The following is a 26,182-nucleotide window of genomic DNA, read 5'->3' as shown; positions in this document are numbered from 1 at the left end:
CTATTACAAATAATAGTTCTTATTTGCGGGCGCAAAGATACAACTTTTTTTCATATATACCAAATATTTCTCTATTTTTTTCTTGAAAAAAAATACTTCTAACTAATCGCTTGATTTTCACTAAAAAGGAAGCTGTTCCTTGACTAGGGAACAGCTTCAAATAAATAGTATGACACTCTCTAAAAGTTATGATGCTATACGGATTCGGGCGCTTCAGGCGCTAAGACTTCCTCCTCTTCCTTTTTTTCTCGTAGGTGAAGTTCTTTTAGCTTGTCTTCCCATAATGCCAAGGCTTCATGTTGCTCATGGATACTCTTGAGGGCTTCTCGCATAAGAGGATGCTTCTTGTCTACATTAGTAAAGAATTGTAGGTTGTTTTCCAGCTGGAGGATATCCTTGCGAATATCATCAATCTTTTTGCGTACAAAGATTTCTTCTTTCGCCAAAGCATTGTCATCATTGGGCATGTGCTCCAATTTGTTATTGTACTTGATAAGTTCAATTTGTTTCTTATCGAAGTTTAATTTCTTATAGATAGCACTCATTATTTTGTTAAAGCGCGTATCTATTACACGTAATCTTTCGGGGAGCTTACCAAGGGAGTTCCATTTTTCTTGGAAATCCTCAAGTACTTTTACATCTTCCTCTTGGTTGCCAGTAAGTACAAAGGCTTTGAGCTGGTCGAGGAGCGCTTTTTTCTGTTCAATATCAGCATTCTCCTGTTTGTGTTGGTGCTTTCTTTCCTTGTGTAGGCGGTCAAAATAATGGTTACAAGCCTCACGGAACTCTTCCCACATAGCATTGGAGAGCTTACGAGGGATTGCCCCGATTTGCTTCCAGTCCTCTTGTATCTTTTGGATAAGAGGGGTTACCACTTCCCAATCGGTACTGTCCTTATGAGCATTAGCAATAGCGATGAGTTCTTGTCGCTTAGCTATATTTTCATTCTGAGTCTTTTTGTTTTCCTTATAGAATTGGTTCTTTTGCTTACTGAAAGCACGGATAGCTTCAATGAAGCGTTGCCATATAGGTTCGGAATCTTCCTGAGGTACACGACCTATTTTTTGGAACTCCTCACGTAGTTCATTTACCTTAGCTATAGCTTTTTGGTATTCGTTATGGGAGGTAAAATGTTGTTTGGTAATATCCTCAATCTGGCTTATGATACCAAGTTTTTTGTGTTTGTTATCCACGAAAGAAGCCTCTAAGCGTTTGAGGAAAGCCTGTCTTTTGTCATGGATTTCTTTGGTAATGGCACTGAATTGTTCCCATAGCTTTTCGCGATATTCCTTTTCCACTGGGCCAGTGTCCTCTTTCCAAATCTTGTGGAGAAGCTGGAGTTCACGGAAAGCCTTTTGTACATCGGTTTCAGCCAGTAGTGCTTGAGCTTTTTCTATGAGCTTATTCTTCTTCTCCAAGTTTTGTTTGAAATCATTTTCTTGGTAATTGCGAGTAAGGCTCAAGTAGTCAAAGAAATTGTCTGTATGATGGTTGAAGTTGTTCCAGATGTCATTATAGTATTCTCTTGGGACAGCTCCTATCTCATACCATTTCTTTTTTAGGTCAAGGAATTTGCGCAATAGAGTATTGGTATCCCATGCTACATCGTCCTTACCCAAGGAAATAAGGTTCTTTATCTCGGCTATGATTTCTTGTTTGCGTTCCAAATTGCTCTTAAGCTCACCTTCAAGCTGTTTTTGGTGTTGTGCTTTGAGCTGTTTGTATTGCTGATAAGTCTTATAAAAAGTATCACGAATAGGTAAGGAGAACGAAAAATCTTTATCTTCGGCTCCTTCTTGACTTAGGAATTGGGCGCGCTTATCTTCCACAAGCTGAGCATAGTGGTTGTCAAAGGCCTTTTTGATAGCCTCCACATGGGATTTGATAGCGGTAATTTTCTCGTGGTCAATAAGTTTCTTTAATTCATGTTGGAGGGCTTCCAAGTCTAAATTATCATAATTTAACATGGGGATTTCATGCCTTTTTTTCTCTTCCGTATCTTCGGCGCTACGAGCATTCTCCTGCTGTATTTCACTTAAAAAATCAGCAGGATTGTTTCCAAGAGGCGCTTTTTCCTGTACTTCTTGTGCAAGTGTTTCAGCGGAAACTTCTTGGGACGATTTTTTTTCGTTTTCTAACATAGAATGAAATACTATTGTGATTAATTTTCACCCCAAAGTTACAATTTTTTTGTCAATTTGCCAAAAAAAAAGGCAATAAAGTGCGAAATAGAATAGAATAGCTTTTATAAGGTGTTGATAGTAAGTAGAATAAGAGTTTAAAGAAAACCTATTTTTTTTGCACCAAATGCATCAGCAACGCTACAAGTGGCTACCACTGCTGCTGTTTCAGTACGTAGTCGATGAGGTGATAATAGCACAGGAGTGAAGCCCGTGGTCAAGGCTTTTTCTATCTCTTTTGGGGAGAAATCGCCCTCTGGCCCTATTAATATGGTAATGTTTTTCACCTGATCGGGCAGGTTACTAAGCTGTTCAAAGAGCGATAAGCGTGTTCCTTCTTGGCAATGAGCAATGTACTTGGCTTCACCTTCTGCCTTATCTAGCCATTCCAGAAGGGTTATGGGAGGGTTTAGGTGTGGTAGGTGGTATTGTAGGGATTGCTTCATGGCAGAGAGGAGAATCTTTTCAAGTCGTTCGGTTTTGATTACTTTTCTCTCGGAATGTTCACAGATAATGGGAGTTAACTCCTGTACCCCTATCTCCATAGCCTTTTCCAAGAACCATTCATAACGTTCGTTCATCTTGGTAGGAGCCACTACCATATGTAGGTGATAGGGTGGGGCGGGGGTAAGCTCACAGCAGCAGAGGCGGACTATGCATCTCTTGTCACTGACCTCTTGTATTTGTCCTTGGTAGAGGTATCCTTTGCCATCGGTGATATGGAGTAAGTCTCCTACTTTTTTTCGTAACACTTTGTATATGTGGGTACTTTCTTCCTTGTCAAAGAGGACAATTTCGCTCTGTGGAGTGAGGGAATTATGATAGAATAATTGCATATTTTTTTGGGTACAAAAGTAAGTATAATTTGTCAATTTGCCAATTTGTCAATTTGCTGATTTGCCAATTTGTTAATGAATCGATAAATCAATAAATAAAAGAGCTGATTTGGAGCATGGATGTAGCGGCTTTTTGGTTCATTGTTTTTTGCTAATTAAACGAGAAATAATTTTGATCATAAAAATATTTTTTATACATTTGCTCCGCGAAATGGATCGTTCCATTTATGTCAAATTTCTATTACGGAACATGGATAAAACTGTTTTACAGTACAATAAGGTAATAGCCCATTGTCAGGCTATATTTGCAGATAAGATGAAGGATTATGGGAGTGCATGGCGCACGCTTCGCTTGCCATCACTTACCGATCAGTTGTTTATAAAGGTGCAACGCATTCGTACCCTTCAGGAGGCGGATGAGAGAAAGGTGGAAGAGGACGAAGCTACAGAGTTTGTTGCTGTAGTGAATTACTCTATTATGGCACTGATACAAATCAAGTTATCAGTGGCCAATGAGCCTGATTTAGATCTAAGACAAGCCCTTGCCCTCTATGAGGAGATGGTAGCAGAAACGCAAGAGCTTATGTTGCGAAAGAATCATGATTATGGGGAGGCGTGGCGTAGCATGCGTATTAGCTCCCTTGCCGATCTTATTTTTCAGAAAATACTTAGAATCAAACAAATAGAAGATAACAAAGGGAAGACCCTCATTAGTGAAGGCGTGAAGGCAAATTATCAGGATATGGTCAATTATGCCGTTTTCGCCTTGATTCTTTTTGAGGAACATAATGAAAAAAACAATGAAAAAAATTAGTATTTCTATCGTACGCCTCATAGTAGGAGTCGTTTTTATCATTAGTGGATTCGTAAAATTAGTGGATCCCATAGGTTTTTCTTTCAAGCTTGAGGAATATTTTGAACCTCAGGTACTTAATATGCCATTTTTTATCCCTTTTGCTTATCCTATAGCCGTTTTTGTGGTGGCTTTTGAGCTTATTTTAGGGGTATTACTCTTATTGGGCTTTTTGAGAAAATTTACACTTCTCTCACTTTTAGGACTTACCATTTTCTTTGGCTTCCTTACCTTTTACTCAGCCTACTTCAATAAGGTAACAGACTGCGGCTGTTTCGGGGATGCGCTGAAATTTACTCCTTGGGGTTCTTTTACCAAGGACATGATATTGTTATTTTTAGCAATTATCCTTTGGTGGGGACGGGATTGTATAAAGCCCTTGTATAGTAATAAGGTATCAATAGCTGTGCTCTCTCTTACCATAGTGGGGTGTATAGGTTTGGTCTATTATACCCAAAAGCACTTGCCTGTTATAGATTTTCGTCCTTATAAGGTAGGGGTCAATATCCAAAAGGGTATGGAAATTCCTGAAGATGCTCCTAAGGCGATATATGATTATCATTGGAAATTTAAGATAGGGGATAGAGAAGAGATTATCACTACCCAAGGTGCCTATCCAGAGGTAGAAGGGGGCAAATATATCTCAGTAGAGACAGAATTGGTATCCAAAGGCTATGAGCCTCCTATTCATGACTTTGTGATACAAAACCAAGGGGAAGATGTAACTGCTCAGCTCCTATCGGAACCTAAGTTGTTACTGATTACCTCCTATAATCTTAAAAAAGCTGATTTAGCAGGTTTTACTGCCATTAAGCAACTGACAGACAAGGCACTCAAGGCAGGTTACAAGGTGGTAGGGCTTACCCCCTCTCCAGAGGAAGCAAGGAAGCTATTGGGTAGTTATGGACTCAATTTTGACTTCTATGCGATGGATATAACCCCTCTTAAAACCATGGTACGTGCCAATCCTGCAGTAATTCGTCTTGAAGCAGGTACTATAAAACAGAAAGTAAGTTATAACGACACTGAAAAAATAGAATTGTAATGGAACAACCACAAGAGGAGATGTCTTTCCTTGCGCACTTGGAGGTACTCAGATGGCATGTTATTAGGGCTATCATGGTGGTTGTAGGTGTTGCATTATTAGCTTTTTTCTTCAAAAGTTATATATTCAAGTATATTATTCTCCCTCATACAGAAGGAGATTTTCCTACCTATAAGTTTTTTTGTGAGATAGGGCGTTTTTTTGGTTCGGAGACTGATTTCTGTAACCAAAAGCTACCTTTGGTAATACAGAACCGTACTATGACAGGGCAGTTCTCAGCTACCTTATGGATTTCTTTTTGGACAGGTATTGTCATAGGTTTTCCTTATCTGATGTATGAGATGTGGCGCTTTATCTCTCCAGGTCTCTATCAGCAAGAGCGAAGAATGGCTAAAGGCTTTATTGGGATTACCTCCACGCTATTCTTTGTAGGAGTACTTTTTGGATATTATATCATAGCCCCTTTGTCTATTCATTTCTTTGCCACCTACTCGGTGGTAGGAGGAGAGCAAATGATTAAGAATGAAATAGATATAAGCTCTTATATAGATATGTTGCGCTCTTCGGTTATCTCCTGTGGGCTTATCTTTGAACTTCCCGTAGTGATTTATTTTCTGGCTAAATTGGGAATAGTAACTCCTGATTTTATGCGTAGATATCGCAAGCATGCTATTATTGTAACCTTGATTTTGGCAGCTATTATCACTCCTCCCGATGTGGCTAGCCAAGTGATTGTTTCAATTCCTATACTTATATTGTATGAGATAAGTATCTTTGTCGCCAAATATGTGCAACGCAAACAAAAAGAATTAAATTAAATTGATATATCAAGAATGAATTTTACTCCTGATTTGAGCCAATTACCCCATTGGCTAACATTGAAAAAGATTTGTAAGGCACAAGCGGTGCTGGATTTACTTATCTGTGGGCAAGAGTTTGAGACTTATCACCGCTATATGCCTAGTCACCAAGAGGAATATGAGGGAAATGAGGCGAGTATAGGCTTTGATTTTGAAGAAGAGGATGGACCTTCACTTCGTTTGTTTTTCACTGAAAAGGGGTGTATCATTGTCCCCAGCGTTTGTGAAAATTTTTCTTCAGGATCTGAGAATTTTGAAAAGCAAATCCCTAAAGAATTTCAAGCTTTCTACAAGAAAAATTACCATGAACAGGACATACCTTTTGTCATCTGTGCGCAGGAGGACAAGCCATGGCAACTCATCACTCAGTTTGAGATAGAGGATGAGATATTCACCCTCAAGCACCTATCTACTGACCCTGAATTTTACAAAGATTGGGCTACTATTTTCTTTGGAGAGGAAACGGAATACCTCAATGACAATGCTTCCATAGAAACCATAGAGGCTCTTTACCAAGGAAAGGTACTCACCGAGGCTATGGTATACACAATTGTAAGTAGTGTTCAGGACTGGTTATTCTTGGAAGAGGAGTTTAATCATATGCCTTATCGTTTTGATTTTTAATTAGCCAATTTGGTGATGTGTCAATTTGCCAATTTGCCGATGAGCTAATTTGATGATGAGCCGATGAGTCAATTTGGTGATGAACTGATGAGTTAATGAGCTAATTTGATGGTGGATAGATTTGGATAGGATAAATAAAGATGATGCAAATAAGAGAGTTGTTAAAAAACAATAAAATAAGCTTACGAACCTACAATATTTGTATGGAACAGCAGTGGCATTCCTCAGAAGATATTCGTAATTATTACAACGAATATAAGCACTTTGATGGAATTAAAAACTGTGGCAAGCGTTCTATGGAGGAGCTTAAGCGTATTTCTTCTTCTGACTTTTTTGACAGATTACAACAGGAAGATGTTCTCAATCGGCAACTCTTGTCCTCCTTTGAAACACTTACCCCCCTACAAAAGGAGATTATTGATAGTTATATCCAGATGATTACCACCAGTCTACCACCAAGATTGAAGAATACACTGGATATGTATTTCACACAAGGGGTATCCTTACAGGCTTTTTATAAATTCTACATTCAATCAAAAGAAAATGCTGTCAATATAAGGGGTATAGGACGAAGAAATACCTTAGACCTAAATATTTATTTTGATAAGATAAAATACTTTATTATAGAGATCAGTAAGGTAGAAGATCCTGATAAGATCATGGTATTCAAGGAGATGTGTGTCAATCAAGATATCTATCCCATAGAGAATATTCCCACGGAGGTAACCAGATTGGGGTTTTTCAAGGTGGTGGACTATCTGCTCACTACTCCTGCCTTGTTTGATGAGAGTAAGATCAAACTTTTCTCCAAGGCATTCAAATTCTACCAACATACTATAGGATTAAAGCTTAGAGAGATAGGTAAGCAGATGCAAATTACCCATGAGCGTGTACGCCAGATTCGCAATCAGGTGATTTGCGAATTCTCTAAGAAACTCCCTATTATTCGTGCCTTCAACGATGAGTTACTTACTCAGGGGAAAATAGACACCTCGGGCGATGTTATCACCCTCACTGCTGAACAGGTAGAATGGATTAACCAAAAGAGCCAGACCAATTTCACAGAGAGTTTTATCTATTTTATTCTTTGTATCTATTTGGAAAAATTTGAGATAGTGGGTAACCTTTCCGATGTGCTTTATCCCCATTTTTCTAAGAAAAAGAACAGACATAACTGGAAGCGAATCTATCTGGTTTCCAAGGAAATATATCCTTGTTTTGATTGGGAAGGCTTTGTCTCTGATTTTTCCTCTGTACTGGAGACTAAGACTGCTAAGAAATATACCCTTTCACTAAGAGAAAAAGTATCAGCTTATCTCCTAGACGATTCTATCCAATGGGAACGTGTGGCAGTGGTAGTAGCTCTTTTGCTCAAGGAAGAATTTGGCTTGCAGGTGGAGGGTGACCATATCATAATTCCTCGCAATACCTATAAGCAGATCAATGAATATGCTTATGAAGCTTTAGAAGCCTTGGGAGTTTCTTCTTATGTAGAGGAAATAGCGAATAAGGTAAGAGCTCTCTACCCTCATACGAACTTCACTCATGCAGGGATTCGTTCTTCCCTCAAGCGAGAATACGGATTTGTCCCCATAGGGAGAAGTAGCAACTTTGGACTTAAGAAATGGGAGTCAACCGTTGAGAACTTCAAGGGAGGTACTATTCGAGATATTGTCAAAGAATTCCTACAACAACAAAAACGCCCTCAGTCCCTTTCGCAAATCACGGCTTATCTGTTGCAGTACAGACCTAATACGAACTCCAAGAGTGTGCTAACGAACCTAAAGGCAGAGGCTTCCGATACTTTTGAGTTTTTCCAAAATTCACTTATAGGTCTCAAGGGGGCTAATTACCCCGAAGAATATGCTCTGGTAGTGGAGCAACCCGTTAAGAAACGCACATGGCAGGAGAATTATGAAGCTATGGCCGACTTTATCCATACTTATAAGCGCCTACCGCTTTCCTCGGATAAACATGCGGAAGCTATAGTACTGTATCGCTGGATGAGTGTACAGAGAAACCTAATAAAGAATGGACGTGTATCTGAAGAAAAGAAAACACTGTTCCAAACACTTATAAATAAAAGTTATGAAGACACTAAGAGCTGAAAATATAGTAAAAGAATACAAAGGACGTAAAGTAGTCAAAGGCATTTCCTTGGAAGTCAAACAAGGAGAGATTATAGGTCTTTTGGGTCCCAATGGAGCGGGCAAGACAACCTCCTTCTATATGATTGTAGGCTTTATCAAGCCCAATGCTGGGCATATCTACCTCAATGATAAGGAGATCACCCGATATCCTATGTACAAGCGTGCTCAGAATGGTATAGGCTACTTAGCACAAGAGCCTAGTGTATTTAGGAAGATGAGTATAGAGGATAATATCCTATCTGTTCTACAACTCACAAAACTAAGCAAAAAGGAACAACTCTATAAGATGGAGTCCCTGATAGATGAGTTCAACTTAGGACATATCCGTAAGAACAGAGGAGACCTACTCTCAGGAGGTGAACGCAGACGTACCGAAATCGCTCGAGCACTTGCCACTAGTCCTGATTTTATTCTTTTGGATGAACCTTTTGCTGGGGTAGACCCTATTGCGGTAGAGGATATACAGAATATTGTTTTTCAGCTGAAAAACAAGAATATAGGTATACTTATCACCGATCACCGCGTGGAGGTAACTCTTCCTGCTACCGATCGTACCTACCTTATGTATGAGGGAGGTATCCTCAAGGCAGGTCTGCCTGAAGAACTAGCTTATGACCCTATGGTCAGAGAAGTATATTTGGGAAATAACTTCGAACTAAAGAAAAGAAACTAATAAATAATCACACATAAAATAATTGTATAATGTCAGAGATTCAACAACTTACTGACCTTACCACTCAAGTGCGTAGGGATATTTTGCGAATGGTACACAAGGTAAATTCAGGTCACCCAGGAGGTTCTTTGGGCTGTGCTGAGTTTTTGGTATGCCTATATAATAAGGTAATGGATATCAAATTACCTTTTACCATGGACGGAAAGGATGAAGATGTATTTTTCCTTTCCAATGGTCATATCTCCCCTGTATTTTATAGCGTGCTAGCACGTCGTGGTTTCTTCCCTGTAAGTGAGTTGGCTACTTTTCGAAAGATAGGTACCCGCTTGCAAGGACACCCTACTCCATGTGAAGGCTTGGAGGGAGTGCGAGTAGCCTCGGGTTCCTTAGGGCAAGGTCTTTCGGTAGCCATAGGAACCGCATTGGCAAAGAAGCTTAACGGAGACTCACACCTTGTTTATACCCTACATGGAGACGGAGAGCTACAAGAGGGACAGATATGGGAAGCGGCTATGTTTGCTGCAGGTAAAGGCGTAGATAACCTTATCGCCACAGTGGATTACAATAAGAAACAGATAGACGGACCTACAGACCAAGTGCTCCCATTGGGAGATCTTAAAGCAAAATTTGAGGCTTTCGGTTGGCAAGTGGTAACTATAGAAAAAGGTAATGATATTACCGCTATCTTGGAAGGACTTAAGGCAGCTAAAGCCCTTACAGGCAAGGGAAAACCCGTATGTGTACTTCTATGCTCTGAAATGGGTAATGGAGTAGATTTCATGATGGGTACTCATGCTTGGCATGGAAAAGCTCCTAATGATGAGCAATTGGCTAAGGCCTTGGCACAAAACCCTGAAACATTGGGAGATTACTAATAAATAAAGAAAGGCGAGCCATTTGGCTCGCCTTTTTATTAAACTCTTACACGCCATCCGAAAGGATCTTCAGATTTATTATATTGTATATTAAGCAAATATTCCTTGATGCGTGCAGCATAACTATCCTTGACCTCTGGGAGGCGATACTCTTTGCCTTCGTAGCTGAAAGCAGCCACTGGACTAATTACAGCAGCTGTACCACAACCAAAAATTTCTTTTAACGTACCTTTTTCTACTGCTTGCAATAGTTCAGTAACGGTGATAGAACGGGATTCAAAGGTAATACCCAACTTATCTGCTACTGTGATGACACTCTTGCGGGTAATTCCGTCCAAAATACGTTCGGTAGGTGGGGGAGAGATAAGGGTATCTCCTATACGGATAACCACATTCATGGTGCCGCATTCTTCTAATTTCTGGTGAGTAGCATCATCTGTCCAAATGATTTGTTGGAAACCTTCTTCTTTTGCCAAAGCAGTAGGATAGAATTGTCCAGCATAGTTACCAGCTGCCTTAGCAAATCCTACACCTCCATTGGCTGCACGGCTGTAATGGTCAGCGATTTTTACTTTCACTTCCTGTCCTTTGTAATAACTTTGCACAGGTGAGGTAATAATCATAAAGCGGTACTCGTTAGAAGGATTGGCTTGTACCCCATGAGAAGTAGCAATCATAAAAGGACGTAGGTAGAGTGCATTCCCAAAACCAGGTTGTACCCAACCGCGGTCTAAATCCACCAAGGTTTTCAATGCCTCATCAAAGAGGTCTTCAGGAAACTCAGGCATTGCCATACGCTTGCAAGACTTATTGATACGTGCATAGTTCTCAGTAGGGCGGAAGAGGAATACCTCACCATTGTCATCTTTGTAAGCTTTCATGCCTTCAAACACAGCCTGTCCATAGTGAAAAACACTCAAGGAAGGTTCTACCGAGAAAGGTCCATAAGGTACAATACGAGGGTCTTGCCACTTACCATCCTTATAATCACAGATGAACATATGGTCGGAGAAAATCTGCCCGAAGGATAATTTGGAGAAATCAATACCTTCTAGTCTGCTCTGAGCTACTTTTTCAATAGAAATAGAGAATTTTGTAGTATTCATTATTTTCTTCTTAAAATTATTTTCTTTTTAAACTGCAAAGTTACGAATTAAATAATGAATAGTTGTTGATTAATGATTAATTAACGTGATTTTTAAGGGATAAGGATAAGGATATAGATTAGATTTTACATTTCAATAGTTATATAGACTATTTTTCTTAAAACATAGTTAATAATAGCTATATATTCTTGTTTTGAAAATAAAATATGTTAAATATAAAATTTTTGTTTTGTAATTATAAAAATAATGCTATTTTTGCAATGAATAAAAGTTATATTTCGGTATGAAATGTATTTGGTTAAAATAAGCTCTTAAAATTGTTTTTCAGGAAGAGATGTTTTGAGGAATAAATAAGGAAAATGATAAATTGCTAAAAATAACTTAGTGCTTATTCTTGTAGAAATAGTTACTATCAAATACCATAAATACATAAGAAAAGATTTCAGTCTCTTATATTTTAATTAGTTGAAAAGAGGAAAATATTATTTTCCTCTTTTTTATTTTTAAGATATTTATGTGGTTGATATACACAAATATTAGGAAAAAAAGGATTATGGAATAGAGAGATTTTCATGTTCAATGTGATAGTATTCTTTTCGCTATAATTACTGTATTACTATAATTTTTTTTTGAAAATTATTTGTATTTTTAGAGATAAATTTATACCTTTGTGGACATAAAAAAATACTAATAAATGAAGAAGTATACAACAAAACTAATGACCCTTGTTGCGTTCACTTCCCTTTTGGGAGCTTGTGGAGGCAGTGAACCCGAACAAAAAACAACTTCTATACCTACTACTGATATTGTAGCAGAAGGAGAACAAGAGATGGCCGAGCTTACCTCTCCGCCATATGTACCTAAGCCAGTGGGTACCCGTCCTGCTAAGAAACTCAAGGTAGATTTGGAAATCATAGAGCAAGAAGGTGAAATTATGGATGGTACCAAGTACCTATTCTGGACTTTCGGAGGTACTGTGCCAGGTAGCTTTATCCGTACTCGTGTGGGAGATGAGGTAGAATTTACCCTTAAGAACCATCAGGACAACAAGCTCCCTCACAATATAGATCTACATGCCGTAACAGGTCCAGGAGGAGGAGCTGAAGCCAGCTTAGTAGCGCCAGGACAACAACGTACTTTTAGTTTTAAGTGCCTTAACCCAGGACTTTATGTATATCACTGTGCGCAAGCACCTGTGCCATTGCATATTTCTAATGGTATGTATGGACTTATCTTGGTAGAACCCGAAGGTGGTCTTCCTCCAGTGGATAAGGAATACTACGTGATGCAAGGGGACTTCTATACCGATGGGGCTTATGGAGCAGGAGGTACTCAGGCCTTTAATCAAGAAAAAGCCTTGAAAGAAACTCCAGACTATATCGTATTCAACGGTAAGGTAGGTTCTCTTACTCAAGATGGAGCTCTTACAGCTAACCCAGGGGAAACGGTACGTCTGTTTGTAGGAAATGGAGGACCAAACATGGTGTCTTCTTTCCACGTAATTGGAGAAATCTTTGATCGTGTACATGTAGAAGGGGGTAGCCTTATGAATGAAAACGTACAAACCACCCTTATCCCAGCAGGGGGTGCCGCTATCGTAGAGTTTAAGGTAGATGTACCAGGCTCTTATGTACTAGTAGACCACTCTATCTTCCGTGCATTCAACAAGGGTGCTTTGGGACTTTTGGTAGCCAAAGGAGAAGAAAATCGCAAGATATATGCTAAGAACGAACCTACTCCTTATGTATCTGATCTAAAGATTTCTACCACTCCTAAGGATGATGCAATCGTTAATAAAACTAAAGAGCAACAAATTGCTGACGGTAAGGTGGTATATACCAAGACTTGTGTGGCTTGTCACCAAGCACAAGGTCAAGGAATGGAAGGAGCTTTCCCTCCATTGGCTAAGTCCGACTTCCTCAATGCTGATGTGGATAGAGCTATTGATATTGTGCTACATGGAAAACAAGGAGAAGTTACTGTAAATGGTAAGAAATACAACAGTGTGATGACTCCTCAGCCACTTTCTGTACAAGAAGTAGCCGATGTGCTTACCTATGTATATAATACTTGGGATAATAGCAAGAAGGTAGTTACTCCTGAGATGGTTCAGAAAATTAAAAAATAATCTATAATAGGGGCGCATTTTTGCGCCCTTATTTTTAATCTTATAATTATGAAAAAACTATTCTTTGTATCCTCTTTTCTTTTCTTTCTACAAGCTATGGCACAGTCGCCAACACCTATGGTGGAGATCAAAGGAGGAACTTATATTCCTATGTACGGGGTTAAGGAAAAACAAAAGGAGACCAAGCCTGTGAAAGTCAATTCTTTTTACTTAGATGTATATCCTGTGACCAATGCCCAGTATAGAGATTTTTTGGAGAAAAACCCTCAGTGGCAGCGCTCTAAGATCAAGGGTATCTATGCACAGAAGAGTTACCTTTCGGCATGGAAAGGGGATTTAGATTTTTCTCCTTTGGACTCAGAGGCACCAGTTACCAATGTATCTTGGTTTGCGGCTAAGAAATATTGTGAGTGTCAGGGTAAGCGCCTCCCTACCACCGATGAATGGGAATATGTAGCCCAAGCCGATGAGACCTCCATCAATGCACGAGAAAAGAAAAGCTATTCAGACTATATTACTAACTGGCTACAGACTCCTCGTACCTATGAGAACAAAATAGGTAGTACCAAAAAGAACTATTGGGGGGTGTATGATATGTATGGGCTTGTATGGGAATGGGTAAGTGATTTTAATAGTGTATTCTTCTCAGGAGAAGCCCGTAAGGACAATTTTGGAGACGACGGACTTTTCTGTGGAGGTAGTGCGCTAAATGCTTCTGACCTTACTAACTATGGAGCTTTTATGCGCTATTCTCTTCGTGGAAGTCTTAAAGCAAGCTATACCACTAAAAACTTAGGGTTTAGATGCGCGAAGAATAAGTAGTCAGAGGGCAGTGGTCAGTAGTCAGAGGACAGTAGTCAGTAGACAGTGGTCAGAGGTCAGAGGTCAGTAGACAGTAGACAGTTCTAACCACTAACCACTAATCACTAAAAACTAACTACTAACCACTAAAAATTAAAAACTAGAAACTAACAACTAATAATGCAATTATGAAAAGGTTTTTTATCATGGCTTTAGGGGTATTATTGCTCCAAAGCTGCAAGAACAACACAACAGAGTCCTCAACAAAAGCAGAGGAGCTTAATCAGCCAGCAATGGCTACTACTGCTGAAGGTCAGCAGCAGGAGAATGCTAAACCCACTGAAATTTCAGATATATCTATCTATAATCTGCCAGAGACATGGACAACCCAAAATGGCAATGATGTGCAATGGAAAGACTTCAAAGGGAATGTATTGGTAGTGGTGATGATATACACCTCCTGTAAGGCGGCTTGTCCTATTCTTATCGCAGATATGCGTGATATACGCAAAACGGTAGATGCTTCCGATATGCCTCATAAGGAAAAGGTGAAGTATATCTTGGTAAGTATAGACCCTAAGGTGGATACTCCTGAACACCTTAAGAAATTTGCTCAAGAAAGCAATATGGATGATGACCAATGGGTATTCCTACGTTCCGATGAGGAAAAAACCCGCGAGTTTGCAGCTGTACTAGCGGTGAATTATAAGCAAATTTCCCCTGTAGATTTCTCTCATTCCAACATTATCAGTGTATTCAATGCTGAGGGTGAGCTAGCGGCACAACAAGAAGGTTTGGGTATAGACCGAACTAGTATCGTACAAGAGATAAGAAAACAACTTGAAAAAATAAATAACAAATAACTATTTTTGAGGGACAAAAAAGTAAAGATTAATCTTTAGAGATTGATTATAAATTCGTAATTTTGCCCGATTAAAATTATTTTATGGACTACGTAAGTGTTTTTGAAATGCTTAAGATAGGAGTAGGTCCTTCCAGCTCGCACACCTTGGGACCATGGCGTGCAGCAGAGGCCTTCCTAAAAGAACTTAGAGAAAGACAGGTTTTAGAAAAAGTACAAAAGGTGTGTGTAGACCTCTATGGCTCACTTTCTCTTACAGGAAAAGGACACGCTACAGACTTGGCCGCTATGTTAGGGCTAAGTGGTACCGATCCAGAGTATATCCCGATAGATAGTATCTCAACAATTATTGAGGCTATCAACAAAGATAAAAAATTGCACCTTGCAGGTTCTTTTTTCATAGATTTTGATCCTGAAAATCAGGTAGTTTTTAATAAAAAATTCTTGCCTTTCCATGCCAATGGTATCACTTTTACAGCTGAGGGAGAGGGAATGGAGACCTATGTTTCTACCTTTTATTCTATTGGGGGAGGCTTTATTGTCAAGGAAAAAACAGAAGATGATAAGGAGCAGACCACAGTAACAACTACTCATTTTCCTTATGAATTTGAATCAGCTAAGGAACTTTTAGCTCACTGCCAGCGAGAAGGGAAGAAGATATCCGAGATTATTTTTGAAGACGAGAAAGTTCTCCGTGACGAGGCTAAGATACATTCAGAGTTACTAAGGGTATGGCACACCATGGAAGAATGTGCCTATATAGGTTGTCATACCGAAGGAATTCTCCCTGGAGGGCTCAATGTAAGGCGTAGGGCTTATGATATTCATAAAAAGCTCTTGGGAGAAACACCTCAGTATGAAGGGCTTGATGCTTGGCTTGCAGCTATTAGGAATAAGAAGGTGGAGTTCCGCGAGATTCTTAAGTGGGTAACTTGTTTTTCTTTGGCCGTCAATGAAGTGAACGCCTCTTTAGGTCGTGTGGTAACAGCTCCTACCAATGGTAGTTCTGGAGTGATTCCTGCCGTATTGCTCTATTACTTAGCCATAGATAACCACCAAGGGGGGGACAAGGAGATAGAACAGTTCTTACTCACAGCAGGAGTCATAGGCAGCCTCTTTAAGAAAGGAGCCACTATCTCAGCTGCTATGGGAGGCTGTCAGGCTGAAATAGGGGTGTCTTCCGCTATGGCTGCGGCAGGCTTATGCGAACTTTGGGGAGGAACCCCTGAACAAGTGATGATAGCTGCCGAGATTGCTATGGAGCACCACTTGGGGCTTACCTGTGACCCAATAGGCGGCTTAGTGCAAATTCCTTGTATAGAACGCAATGCCATGGGAGCAGTGAAAGCTATCAATGCTGCAGAACTAGCCCTTGAGACCGATCCTAAGAATGCGAAAGTACCTTTGGATAAGGTGATTCAGACGATGTGGCAGACCGCTCTAGATATGAATACCAAGTACAAAGAAACTTCTGAAGCAGGACTTGCTGTAAATGTAAGTGTGGCCGATTGTTAAGATGACTAAGAGAGAGAAAGTACGCTTTATTTTGGAGAAGTTGGAGGAACTTTACCCTGACCCTCCTGTGCCACTGCATCACAAGGATCCCTATACATTGCTTATTGCTGTAATCCTCTCTGCCCAATGTACAGATGCGAGGGTGAATCAGATTACTCCTTTGCTCTTTGCCAAGGCAGATAATCCCTATGATATGATCAAGCTTACCGAGGAGGAGATACGAGAGATTATAAAGCCTGTGGGACTTTCTCCTATGAAGGCGCATGGTATCTATCATCTGTCTCATACCCTTATAGAGAAGTATGAGGGACAGGTGCCCCAATCCTTTGAAGCCTTGGAAGCACTTCCATCGGTAGGACATAAGACAGCCAGTGTAGTGATGAGTACGGCCTTTGGTGTGCCTGCTTTTCCAGTGGATACACATATACATCGCATGCTTTTTCGCTGGGGACTCTCCGATGGTTCTTCGGTTGTTCAAAGTGAGAAAGATGCAAAAAAGGCCTTTCCTAAGCGTAAATGGAATAAACTCCACTTACAAATCATCTACTATGCTAGAGAATATTCCTCTGCCCGTGGCTGGGATCTTGACAAAGATGTAATCACAAAGACAGTGAAGAGTGAAAAGTGATTAATGAAAAGTGACAGGTGATGAATAAAAGAGAGGAGGCTATCCGAAAAGGGTAGCCTCCTTTATTTATTAAAGAATGTGACTTATTAGGATTAGTTGTTATTAGCTATTCACTATTCATTTGTCACTAGTCGTTAGTCACTATTTTTTGTATTCCTCACGGAGTTTTTTAGCTGTTTCCACCATAGCGGATAGTGCCAATTTGGTTTCCTCCCAGTGGCGTGTTTTAAGACCACAGTCAGGGTTTACCCAAAGGTTACGGAAAGGTACTACTGCGATGGCTTTCTTCATAAGGTGGTACATTTCTTCCTCAGAAGGTACACGAGGGGAGTGGATGTCATATACACCAGGACCTATTTCATTAGGATATTTGAAGTCAGCAAATACATCCAAGAGTTCCATTTGTGAGCGAGAGCACTCTATGGTGATTACATCGGCATCCATATCTGCGATAGCCTCGATCATATCATTGAACTCAGAGTAACACATGTGTGTATGTATTTGGGTTTGGTCTTCCACACCAGAGGCGGAGATACGGAAAGCCTTGATAGCCCAATTAAAATAAGCTTGCCAATCAGCTTTACGTAGCGGTAAGCCCTCACGGATAGCAGGTTCGTCAATTTGGATAACTTTGATACCTGCTTTTTCAAGATCCACAACTTCATCACGAATAGCAAGAGCTATCTGAGTAGCTGTTTCAGAACGAGGTTGGTCATCACGAACGAAAGACCATTGTAGGATAGTTACAGGCCCTGTAAGCATACCTTTTACAGGAAGCTTGGTAAGGGACTGAGCATATTTGCTCCAACGAACAGTCATAGGTTTAGGGCGAGATACATCTCCGTAGATGATTGGAGGTTTCACGCAGCGAGAACCGTAGCTCTGTACCCAACCAAATTTGGAGAAGGTATAGCCACTGAGTAGCTCTCCGAAGTATTCCACCATGTCATTACGTTCGAACTCTCCATGTACGAGTACATCAATACCTGTTTGTTCTTGCCAATGGATAGATTCTTCAATTTCTTTCTCCAATTTTTTGTCATATTCTGCTTGAGATAGGGTGCCTTTGTTAAAGGAAGCTCTCCAAGAACGAACCTCAGGAGTTTGAGGGAAAGAACCAATGGTAGTGGTAGGGAATAGCGGTAAGTGTAGCGCTTCTTCTTGTAGCTTTTGGCGAGTAGCGAAAGCACTCTTACGTTTGCTATCTTGTTCAGTGATAGCCTTTACACGGGCTTTTACTTCAGGATTGTGGATAAGAGTAGAAGTCTTGCGGTTTTGGGCAGCCTTCTTGTTTTCCTCGAAGATAGCCTTTACCTCTGGGCTAAGATCATGACCTAAAGCAAGCGCCTTAAGGGTAGCGATTTCTTTTACTTTTTGTTTAGCAAAAGCAAGCCATTGTTTGATCTCAGGGGTAAGTACTTTCTCGTTGTTTTCAAGCTCCAAGTTACAAGGAGAGTGCAACAAGGAAGAAGAAGAGGCAATGTATATGCGATCGCTGCTAATCACTTCTTTTACCTTCTCAATGAGGGCAAGAGAGTGTTCAAAGTTGTTTTTCCAAATGTTACGTCCATCTACGATACCCAAAGAAAGTTTTTTATCCTTAGGAAGCGCTTTTAGTACGCTATCAAGTTGAGCTGCGGCACGTACTAGATCAATGTGTAGTACATCGAAAGGAAGAGATACAGCTAATTCTGTATTGTTTTCCAAGGCACCGAAGTAAGTGGTAAGGATAAATTCTGTGTGAGGGAATTTGGTCTTAAGAGCACTATATACTTTTTTGTAAGCTTCGGCAGCTCCCTTGGGCAGGTCAAGTACCAAATAAGGTTCATCTATCTGGATAGTCTTGGCACCTGCATCTACAAGGCTTTGTACGATCTCAATATATACAGGGAGTAATCGGTCAGCTAGTTCCAAGCGGTGGAAGCCAGCTTCTTTTTCTTTACCTAAGAGTAAGTAAGTGATAATTCCAAGGAGTACAGGCTTGGTTTCGAAGCCGTGTTTTTTAGCTAAGTTGTATTCTTGTAGAGGTTTATTTACCTTAATAGAAAAGGCTTGATTTTTAGTAAATTCAGGGACGATATAGTGGTAGTTGGTATCGAACCATTTGGTCATTTCAGAGGCAGTAACATCTATGCCATCTTTTTGGTAACCACGAGCGATAGCAAAGTATTGCTTTAGCTCAGAGAGGTTCTGTGTAGGGGCAAAACGTTCAGGAATTGCATTGATAGTAAAGGAGAAATCCAATACTTGGTCATACAACGAAAAATCATTAGAAGGGATAAGGTCAATACCCGCTTCTTTTTGTAAAGTCCAGTTATGTACACGGATTCTTTCCGCTACAGCGAGCAACTCTTCTTCACTAAGGTTTCCCTCCCAGAAGGCTTCGTTGGCTTTTTTCAGTTCGCGCTTCTCACCGATACGCGGATAGCCTAACACATTTGTTTTCATATTCACTTAATTTATTTCTTATGAGACTTAAAATAATTTCTTTTTACTTTCAGGGTGCAAAGATATAATATAAAATTCTAACAACCAAATTTTTTTTAAAAAAAAATTCTAATGAGATTGAGGGGATTGTTTATAAGGGAAACTTAAATTTTATAGGTTGTTTTTAGGAAGTGTTTTTGTTTGTGAATTATTGTAAATCAATTTGTTATATATAATATATTTATGTGTTCACTTTCGAAAGGAAGGTTCCTGTAAATTTATATCAATAATATTGTTTCTGAATATATGTTTTTTTAAAGGAAAAAATCCTGTAGATTGTTGTCTGTAATTCAAGACTTGAAAAAATTATGAGTTCTATTGCGTCTTAGAAGGTTAGAATTTTGATGTTTCATTATTGAGATCATAGGCTCTAAATCATAATGTTGAGTTTATTTTAAGGTGTGTTATTCCTTATTGATCTTCTTAGTGAAATCGGTAGGAGGTAGTTATTTATGGAATTTGTAACAATATTCTGTAAGTTGGTCTTATGAATTAAGAAATTTATGAACAGTTGTTGAAAGTTTTCAACAATTAATGTTGATAAACACCTCTTAAGATTAACAAATTATTATATGTATAGTGGTGAAAAATCACTAAATTTGCCACATTGAAAGCAACAATATAATACTAATTAGAAAATGAAGAAAGTCAAGTATTGGCTGAGTTTGTTAGTCTTTTTTATGATGATGACTCTCTCAGCGCAGACTATTACAGGTACAGTAATAGATGAGGAATTCAAGGAGCCTTTGTTAGGGGCTAATGTGCTTATAAAAGGTACTACTCATGGAGCTTCTACCGATGATAAAGGAAAGTTTACTCTTAAGACAACCCAAAAGAAGGGTATATTGGAGGTCTCTTTTATAGGTTTTAAGACTAAGGAGGTACCTTTTACCATTACCAAAGACAAAGTGGTACTCCAGATTAGCTTGTCTGCAGATGCGGAAGAGCTTACAGGGATAACAATTACGGGAAATACGCTTTTGGATGTAGCCAAGGAGCGTAAGACTCCTGTGGCGGTTTCTACTATACATGCCGCTGAGATTGTTAACAAATTAGGAAACCAAGAGTTTCCTGAGTTGCTCAAGAAAACGCCTTCAGTATATGCAACAAAGTCAGGTGGAGGCTATGGCGATTCCAAAATTAACATTCGTGGCTTTGGCAATGAGAACATAGCTGTGATGATCAATGGTATGCCTATCAATGATATGGAAAATGGTAGGGTATATTGGAGTAACTGGGCTGGGGTGTCCGATGTTACTTCTGCCATGCAGGTACAGAGAGGATTAGGTGCTTCTAAGCTTGCGATAGCTTCAGTAGGAGGTACTATAAATATAGTAACTCGTGCAGCAGATATGCCAGAGGGAGGTGTTGCATCGGCCACTTTAGCAAATGATGGTTTCTACAAAGGGTTGGCTGCTTATAATACAGGAAAGCAAGAGAATGGTTTCTCAGCTTCAGTATTACTTAGTCGTACCGCAGGAGCTACCTATGTGGATAGTTCGCAGTTTGAAAGTTATAATTACTTCTTGGCTTTAGGATATTCGCCTAATGATAAGCATGCACTTCAGTTCATGTTCACCGGAGCGCCCCAGTGGCACAACCAGCGCAGTAATTACATCTCTATTCAAGATTATTTAAAATATGGATCTAATGGAGAGCCTAACCGTCGTTATAACTCCGATTGGGGAAGCTATAAAGGAAAAGCGTTCAACTTCCGTCGCAATGTGTATCACAAGCCAGTGATGATGCTCAACTGGGATTGGGCGATTAATGATCGTTCCTCTTTGAGTACAGTAGTTTATGCTTCCTTTGGACGAGGTTCAGGTACTCGTGATGCAGGAGCAGCTTGGACAGGAGGTTTCTATAGAGATGGACGTCCTATTCCTTTGTATGCCAATAATTTTAGAACCAGTGATGGTCAGATAGATTTGGAACGTATTGTCAATTATAACCAAGGAGAAGATGTTTCTGTTCCAGGTCAGCCGGTAGCTACTCATGGAACTCCTTATGTAGCTAATGCAAGAAGAAGCGTTACCAACCCTAACAATAATAGGGATTATGGTGTAACAGAAGGATTTGCACGTAAAGCTTTGGTAAATTCTCATAATTGGTTTGGCTTTTTGACCAACTTCAATCATAAATTCACAGAACATATTTCATTCAGTGTAGGGCTTGATGGTCGTTATTACAAGGGTTACCACTATGAAATCCCTAGCAACCTCTTAGGATCTGAGTTCTATTCAGATGCTTCTAATAGAAATTTTTCTCAACCACGCAATATTGCTTATACTATCTCTGATAGGCCAAGTTTTAATCCTTTTGGTGGCAGTATAGACCCCTTGGATGCTCAAATCACTTATAGGAATGACGGAAATGTACGTTGGATAGGAACCTTTGGACAGATAGAATACGCAAGCAAAGATTTTTCTGCTTTTGCACAATGGTCAGGTTCTATGCAGTCGTTCCAGCGTATAGACCTCTTTATGAAACCAGGTACTCTTGCTCTTAGAGGTAAACCAGAGACGGCTATGCCTGAAACTACTTCCTATAAATCAATCCCTGGCTATAATGTGAAAGGAGGGGCTAATTATAATATAGATGAGAACTATAATGTATTTCTAAATATAGGTTATTACTCTCGTCAGCCTTTCTTTGATGCAGTGTATCCTAATTATAAAAACTTCCTTAATACAGGACTTACCAATGAGAAGATATTTGGTATAGAACTTGGCTATGGTTTCAGACAAGATAATATTGTAGCTAATGTGAATTTGTATCATACATCTTGGAGAGATCGCTATATACGCCGAGATGGTCAATGGGACGGAAATACACAATATTTTGTAGAACTACACGGAGTAGGGGAAGTGCACCAAGGGATAGAGCTAGATGCTTCTTATCGTATGAATAGGTATCTGAAGTTTGTAGGTATGTTCTCTGCAGGGGATTGGTACTACAAGGGAAGAACAAATGTACGTACATTCCTTTCAGCGGATAACTCTGAATATATCCTCTCTGGCAAACGTTCCTCAGAGTTTGATCTCAAATTGGATAATATTAAGGTAGGGGAGTCTGCCCATATGACAGCCAACCTTGGAGTAGATGTTACTCCTATCGAAAATCTTAATATTGATTTGAGTTGGCACTATGTTAATAGCCTTTATGCAAAAATGGATGTTACAGCTATGGTGAAAAATCCTAATCTTGATAGCCTTGAGCTTCCACAATATAGCCTTTTTGAGGGAGGAATTTCTTACAAATATCCTTTTGGAAAGAAACAGTCTATTACTGTTTTAGCTAATGTGAATAATATCTTGGATACCACTTATATAGCTGAATCCACTACTAACCAAGCCGTTGAAAATGACACTCCAGATACCTATAAAGGTATAGATGTGAGAAATAGAGTCTACTTTGGCTTTGGACGTACTTGGAATGTTGGATTGAAGTATCACTTCTAAGATGTATACAAAAATAAAAACTACCTCGAAAGAGGTAGTTTTTTGTTTTTGCATTAGGAAGAAGTCTAACTAAACCAAGACCTTATCTTACTTAAGATACCCTTAGGGAGTATATCTATCCCTAAGCCAAAATTACTATCTCCGATACGGTTGTAATCGTCCTTAAGCTCTTGGATCTTATCTAGTGTAATCTCTATGTTAGAGAGTGGATTATAGGAAATTTCCACTTTTCCAGAAGTTTTATCAATGGTTTTTTTGCTTGTATAAGTAAAATAATCATTACTCATATCCAATTCCTGAATGGTGTATTTTTCTTTGGTATCAATAGGCTTATCGGCATATAGCTCTATGATATAGTGTTCGCTGTCATAGTTATGCCAATAGCTGCTATCCTTATGACGGAAATCAATGAGATCTTTCTTAAGAACCGAATGATCAAAGTACATGAGAAACTCTCGCCCTTCCTTATTGGTAAAATAAGGTTTTATAATGGTAGCCTCATAGGCTATGGTTAGTTCGTTTTCCTCCTTATTATCGTTTTCTATTCTAATGCTAGCATCTTTGAAAATCTCACGGATATCCTGTTCACTTCTATCATTGATATAATTAAGGTTATAGAATAGGAAGCGGTTCCAGCCATCTATAAGTTCTTTTTTGTTAGTCTGCTTGAAATAGTTGCGCATATTATTAGCGCGATTGTAGCGATAGGTAGTATTGAGAGTGATCTTTCCCTTATCGCCATTTACAACTACTTTTACATGTTCATCAATGCAAGGTAGCTCAAAGAAAGAGGCCTTACGTACCTGCAGGCTTGCGTTTTCCTTGATTTCCATATAGTGGCAGAAGCTAAGTACTGTACGCTTTTCCAAGCGACCAAACTCGTTGCGAGAAGTAGCATCTACAAAATAATCCTCTGCGTTGTGTCGTATTTTTACGATTACGTGATTGAATGATAGGAGTGAGGGTAGGTAATACTTCAGATAAAAATCAGCGTTATAATTGACAAGGACGATAGAGGAATCTACTTCCAAGTAATCTAATATTGTCTTAAGCAGCACACACTTAGCCTTGCAATCGCCTTGCTTGTTCTGGAAAGTGATAGCAGGTTCTTGAGGCTTATGTCCGTTCATCTCGTCCGCATTGTAAGTATAATAGATATTATTCTGCACATACTCAATGGCGAATTGTATTTGCTCGTCTAGTGTAGGGAGTTTGTCTAACTTTTCCACTAAGTCAGGGGCAAATTGTTGTAGGTTAGACTGTTTTAGTACATCCTCATACAAGGGATAGATATAGTTTGAGAGGTCTTTCCAAGTGCTTTCAGTTGCAAAATCAATAAAAGGGAATATTTCTCTATTGGGATCGACAGGATTGATATAGTTGGTGTGAGAGATTTCAAGTACTTGTCCTTTTTCCAAATATTCGATGGGTTGCTCCATAGCATTCCCCTCGGTATCTCTGAAGAAAAACCGCTTATAGGCTACCTTTTTTTCTCGGTTATTGATGAATTTGTAGTGATATTTTCCATAAGCCCAATAAGTGTCTGGGGTTACGTAGATATGTTTTACAAAATCACGACGTACAAACTCTTTTTCAGAAAACACTTTTGTACGAGTATCTTCCAAGATCAAGATATCGTAGAGGCGAAGGTCACGGATGGAGACGTTTATTTTCTTAGACTTACTTAGTACACCTCCGTTACTATTGTTTTCATTGTCAAGGATTTTGATATTCGTATCGGGGAGCTTGTCAATATATTCTCCCTCGCGTATTACTGCAATACGATGAATCTCATAGCACTCATTTTCCTCCAAGACCATATCACTCATGGAGGCACGTTCCAAGTTTTCAGGTTGGGTAAGGGTATAAGCCATCAGGGCATAGTCAGCATTTTGTTGGTCATCTACATAGTAGTATTTGTTGAGTAAATAGCAGAAATCCCTTCCTTCCTCTATTTGTTCAGTAGAGAAAGGAGAATCTTCACACAGCTTGATAATCTGTTCGTTGGTTAGGGTATCTGCCCATTGCGGAGCAGCTTGTATCTTATACCCTTGTTCTATTTCCATATTTTAGTTTTTTATGTTTTAGTATAATCTCTTAAGTGTAGAAACACAAGTTCTGTATATAATTAGCAGTCTTTTTTCAAGTCTGCAATCGTTTTTTCAGGATCAGAGGCAGAGAAAACAAAATTTCCTGCCACAAGGACATCGGCACCTGCAGCTACTAATTTGGGAGCGTTTTCGGCATTGACTCCACCATCTACCTCTATTAAGGTTTTGGCATGAGTTTTGAGGATCAATTCTTTAGCTTGGGACACCTTTTTGTAGGTGTTTTCTATAAAGGATTGACCTCCGAAACCAGGATTGACACTCATAATAAGGAGCAAATCCACTTCAGTGATGATATCCTCCAGCACGCTAATAGGAGTGTGTGGATTTAGGGCAACTCCTGCCAGCATTCCTTCGTTTTTTATGGCTTGAAGGGAGCGATGCAGGTGAGTACAAGCTTCGTAATGCACCGATAGGGTATGGCTACCTAAGCGGGCAAACTCTGCTATGTATCTGTCAGGATCTACAATCATCAGGTGTACGTCCAAGGGTTTTTCGGCGTGCGCTTTAATAGCCTTGACCACAGGCATTCCATAGGAAATGTTGGGCACAAATAGCCCATCCATAATATCAATATGAAACCAATCCGCTTTGCTGCGATTGACCATTTCGATGTCTTTCTGTAAGTTGGCAAAATCTGCCGCTAATAGAGAAGGAGCAATAAGCATAATGAATATAAAAAAATAATATTTGCGTTTATAAGCTACAAAGATACGTTTTTTTTTAAGCAATCAAAATAAAATCGGAAAAAATGTCAGACAAACCACTCTGACATTTTTCTAAAGATAGCTGCTAGTGAATCTGCCATGTTTGCTAGATAAGAACATAAAGATTATGTTATTAAAAGAGTGAATGAGTTAAATGTGGTTATATTGTTGGTTTTTAGATTTAAAAACAGTTAACAAGATATAATTTGGAATGATTTTTGTTAATTGTATTTTCTTAGCGACATATGGCAAATTGAGGTAAAGATCATGTTGGAATGAATGA

General features: G+C 39.3%; 19 protein-coding genes. 13 read left to right on the top strand and 6 right to left on the bottom strand.

Features of this window, described 5'->3' with window-relative positions; all coding sequences use genetic code 11:
- Positions 1-194: 194 nt before the first annotated feature.
- Together Q0625_RS03215 and Q0625_RS03210 are read right to left on the bottom strand one after the other, a co-directional pair.
- Positions 195-2,141 carry a DUF349 domain-containing protein gene (locus Q0625_RS03215; RefSeq protein ID WP_298823452.1) on the bottom strand — a complete coding sequence of 649 codons (1,947 nt, stop codon included), beginning with the start codon at positions 2,139-2,141 and terminating at the stop codon, positions 195-197.
- Positions 2,142-2,278: 137 nt separating this feature from the next.
- Complete coding sequence (locus tag Q0625_RS03210) at positions 2,279-3,016, bottom strand: 16S rRNA (uracil(1498)-N(3))-methyltransferase (RefSeq protein ID WP_298823451.1); 738 nt, start codon at positions 3,014-3,016, stop codon at positions 2,279-2,281.
- Between the two features lie 250 nt (positions 3,017-3,266).
- On the opposite strand from Q0625_RS03210, the gene Q0625_RS03205 reads away from it, so the two are divergent.
- From Q0625_RS03205 to Q0625_RS03175, 7 genes are all read left to right on the top strand, one after another.
- The gene (locus Q0625_RS03205) at positions 3,267-3,830 is read left to right on the top strand and encodes a DUF1599 domain-containing protein (RefSeq protein ID WP_298823450.1); all 564 of its coding nucleotides are present in this window, start codon (positions 3,267-3,269) and stop codon (positions 3,828-3,830) included.
- Positions 3,817-4,914, top strand: coding sequence for a BT_3928 family protein (locus tag Q0625_RS03200; protein WP_298823449.1), 1,098 nt, complete (start codon positions 3,817-3,819; stop codon positions 4,912-4,914). The genes Q0625_RS03205 and Q0625_RS03200 overlap by 14 nt, the downstream gene beginning before the upstream one ends.
- The gene (gene tatC, locus Q0625_RS03195) at positions 4,914-5,732 is read left to right on the top strand and encodes a twin-arginine translocase subunit TatC (protein WP_298823448.1); all 819 of its coding nucleotides are present in this window, start codon (positions 4,914-4,916) and stop codon (positions 5,730-5,732) included. The genes Q0625_RS03200 and tatC overlap by 1 nt, the downstream gene beginning before the upstream one ends.
- Before the next feature lie 15 nt (positions 5,733-5,747).
- Positions 5,748-6,398, top strand: coding sequence for a hypothetical protein (locus tag Q0625_RS03190; RefSeq protein WP_298823447.1), 651 nt, complete (start codon positions 5,748-5,750; stop codon positions 6,396-6,398).
- A 203-nt stretch (positions 6,399-6,601) separates the two neighbouring features.
- Positions 6,602-8,506, top strand: coding sequence for a helicase associated domain-containing protein (locus Q0625_RS03185; protein ID WP_298823446.1), 1,905 nt, complete (start codon positions 6,602-6,604; stop codon positions 8,504-8,506).
- A complete protein-coding gene (lptB, locus tag Q0625_RS03180; RefSeq protein WP_298823445.1) occupies positions 8,487-9,221 on the top strand; it encodes an LPS export ABC transporter ATP-binding protein in 735 nt (244 codons plus the stop codon). Before Q0625_RS03185 ends, lptB begins: the two co-directional genes overlap by 20 nt.
- A gap of 29 nt (positions 9,222-9,250) precedes the next feature.
- A complete protein-coding gene (locus Q0625_RS03175; protein ID WP_298823444.1) occupies positions 9,251-10,096 on the top strand; it encodes a transketolase in 846 nt (281 codons plus the stop codon).
- 38 nt (positions 10,097-10,134) lie between these two features.
- Here Q0625_RS03175 and Q0625_RS03170 read toward each other — a convergent pair whose 3' ends face one another.
- The gene (locus tag Q0625_RS03170) at positions 10,135-11,202 is read right to left on the bottom strand and encodes a branched-chain amino acid aminotransferase (RefSeq protein WP_298823443.1); all 1,068 of its coding nucleotides are present in this window, start codon (positions 11,200-11,202) and stop codon (positions 10,135-10,137) included.
- A gap of 694 nt (positions 11,203-11,896) precedes the next feature.
- Here Q0625_RS03170 and nirK point away from each other — a divergent pair.
- From nirK to nth, 5 genes are all read left to right on the top strand, one after another.
- Positions 11,897-13,330, top strand: coding sequence for a copper-containing nitrite reductase (gene nirK / locus Q0625_RS03165; RefSeq protein WP_298823442.1), 1,434 nt, complete (start codon positions 11,897-11,899; stop codon positions 13,328-13,330).
- Between the two features lie 48 nt (positions 13,331-13,378).
- Positions 13,379-14,152 carry a formylglycine-generating enzyme family protein gene (locus tag Q0625_RS03160; protein WP_298823441.1) on the top strand — a complete coding sequence of 258 codons (774 nt, stop codon included), beginning with the start codon at positions 13,379-13,381 and terminating at the stop codon, positions 14,150-14,152.
- A 167-nt stretch (positions 14,153-14,319) separates the two neighbouring features.
- Positions 14,320-14,994, top strand: coding sequence for an SCO family protein (locus tag Q0625_RS03155; protein ID WP_298823440.1), 675 nt, complete (start codon positions 14,320-14,322; stop codon positions 14,992-14,994).
- Positions 14,995-15,077: 83 nt separating this feature from the next.
- Positions 15,078-16,508, top strand: a complete 1,431-nt coding sequence (locus tag Q0625_RS03150) for an L-serine ammonia-lyase (RefSeq protein ID WP_298823439.1) — start codon at positions 15,078-15,080, stop codon at positions 16,506-16,508.
- A gap of 1 nt (position 16,509) precedes the next feature.
- A complete protein-coding gene (nth, locus tag Q0625_RS03145; protein WP_298823438.1) occupies positions 16,510-17,136 on the top strand; it encodes an endonuclease III in 627 nt (208 codons plus the stop codon).
- Positions 17,137-17,277: 141 nt separating this feature from the next.
- Here the strand turns inward: nth and metE are convergent, their stop codons facing one another.
- Positions 17,278-19,584, bottom strand: coding sequence for a 5-methyltetrahydropteroyltriglutamate--homocysteine S-methyltransferase (gene metE, locus Q0625_RS03140; protein WP_298823437.1), 2,307 nt, complete (start codon positions 19,582-19,584; stop codon positions 17,278-17,280).
- Between the two features lie 677 nt (positions 19,585-20,261).
- Between metE and Q0625_RS03135 the strand changes: the two genes are divergently transcribed.
- The gene (locus tag Q0625_RS03135) at positions 20,262-23,084 is read left to right on the top strand and encodes a carboxypeptidase-like regulatory domain-containing protein (RefSeq protein ID WP_298823436.1); all 2,823 of its coding nucleotides are present in this window, start codon (positions 20,262-20,264) and stop codon (positions 23,082-23,084) included.
- Between the two features lie 65 nt (positions 23,085-23,149).
- Here the strand turns inward: Q0625_RS03135 and Q0625_RS03130 are convergent, their stop codons facing one another.
- Both Q0625_RS03130 and rpe read right to left on the bottom strand, forming a co-directional pair.
- Positions 23,150-25,150: a hypothetical protein gene (locus Q0625_RS03130; RefSeq protein ID WP_298823435.1), complete on the bottom strand. Its 2,001-nt coding sequence runs from the start codon at positions 25,148-25,150 to the stop codon at positions 23,150-23,152.
- 62 nt (positions 25,151-25,212) lie between these two features.
- Positions 25,213-25,860: a ribulose-phosphate 3-epimerase gene (gene rpe, locus Q0625_RS03125; RefSeq protein WP_298823454.1), complete on the bottom strand. Its 648-nt coding sequence runs from the start codon at positions 25,858-25,860 to the stop codon at positions 25,213-25,215.
- Positions 25,861-26,182: the final 322 nt, after the last annotated feature.

The sequence above is a fragment of the uncultured Capnocytophaga sp. genome (genome assembly GCF_938029845.1).
Classification (GTDB): domain Bacteria; phylum Bacteroidota; class Bacteroidia; order Flavobacteriales; family Flavobacteriaceae; genus Capnocytophaga.
This window is presented reverse-complemented; position numbering and strand designations above follow the sequence as displayed.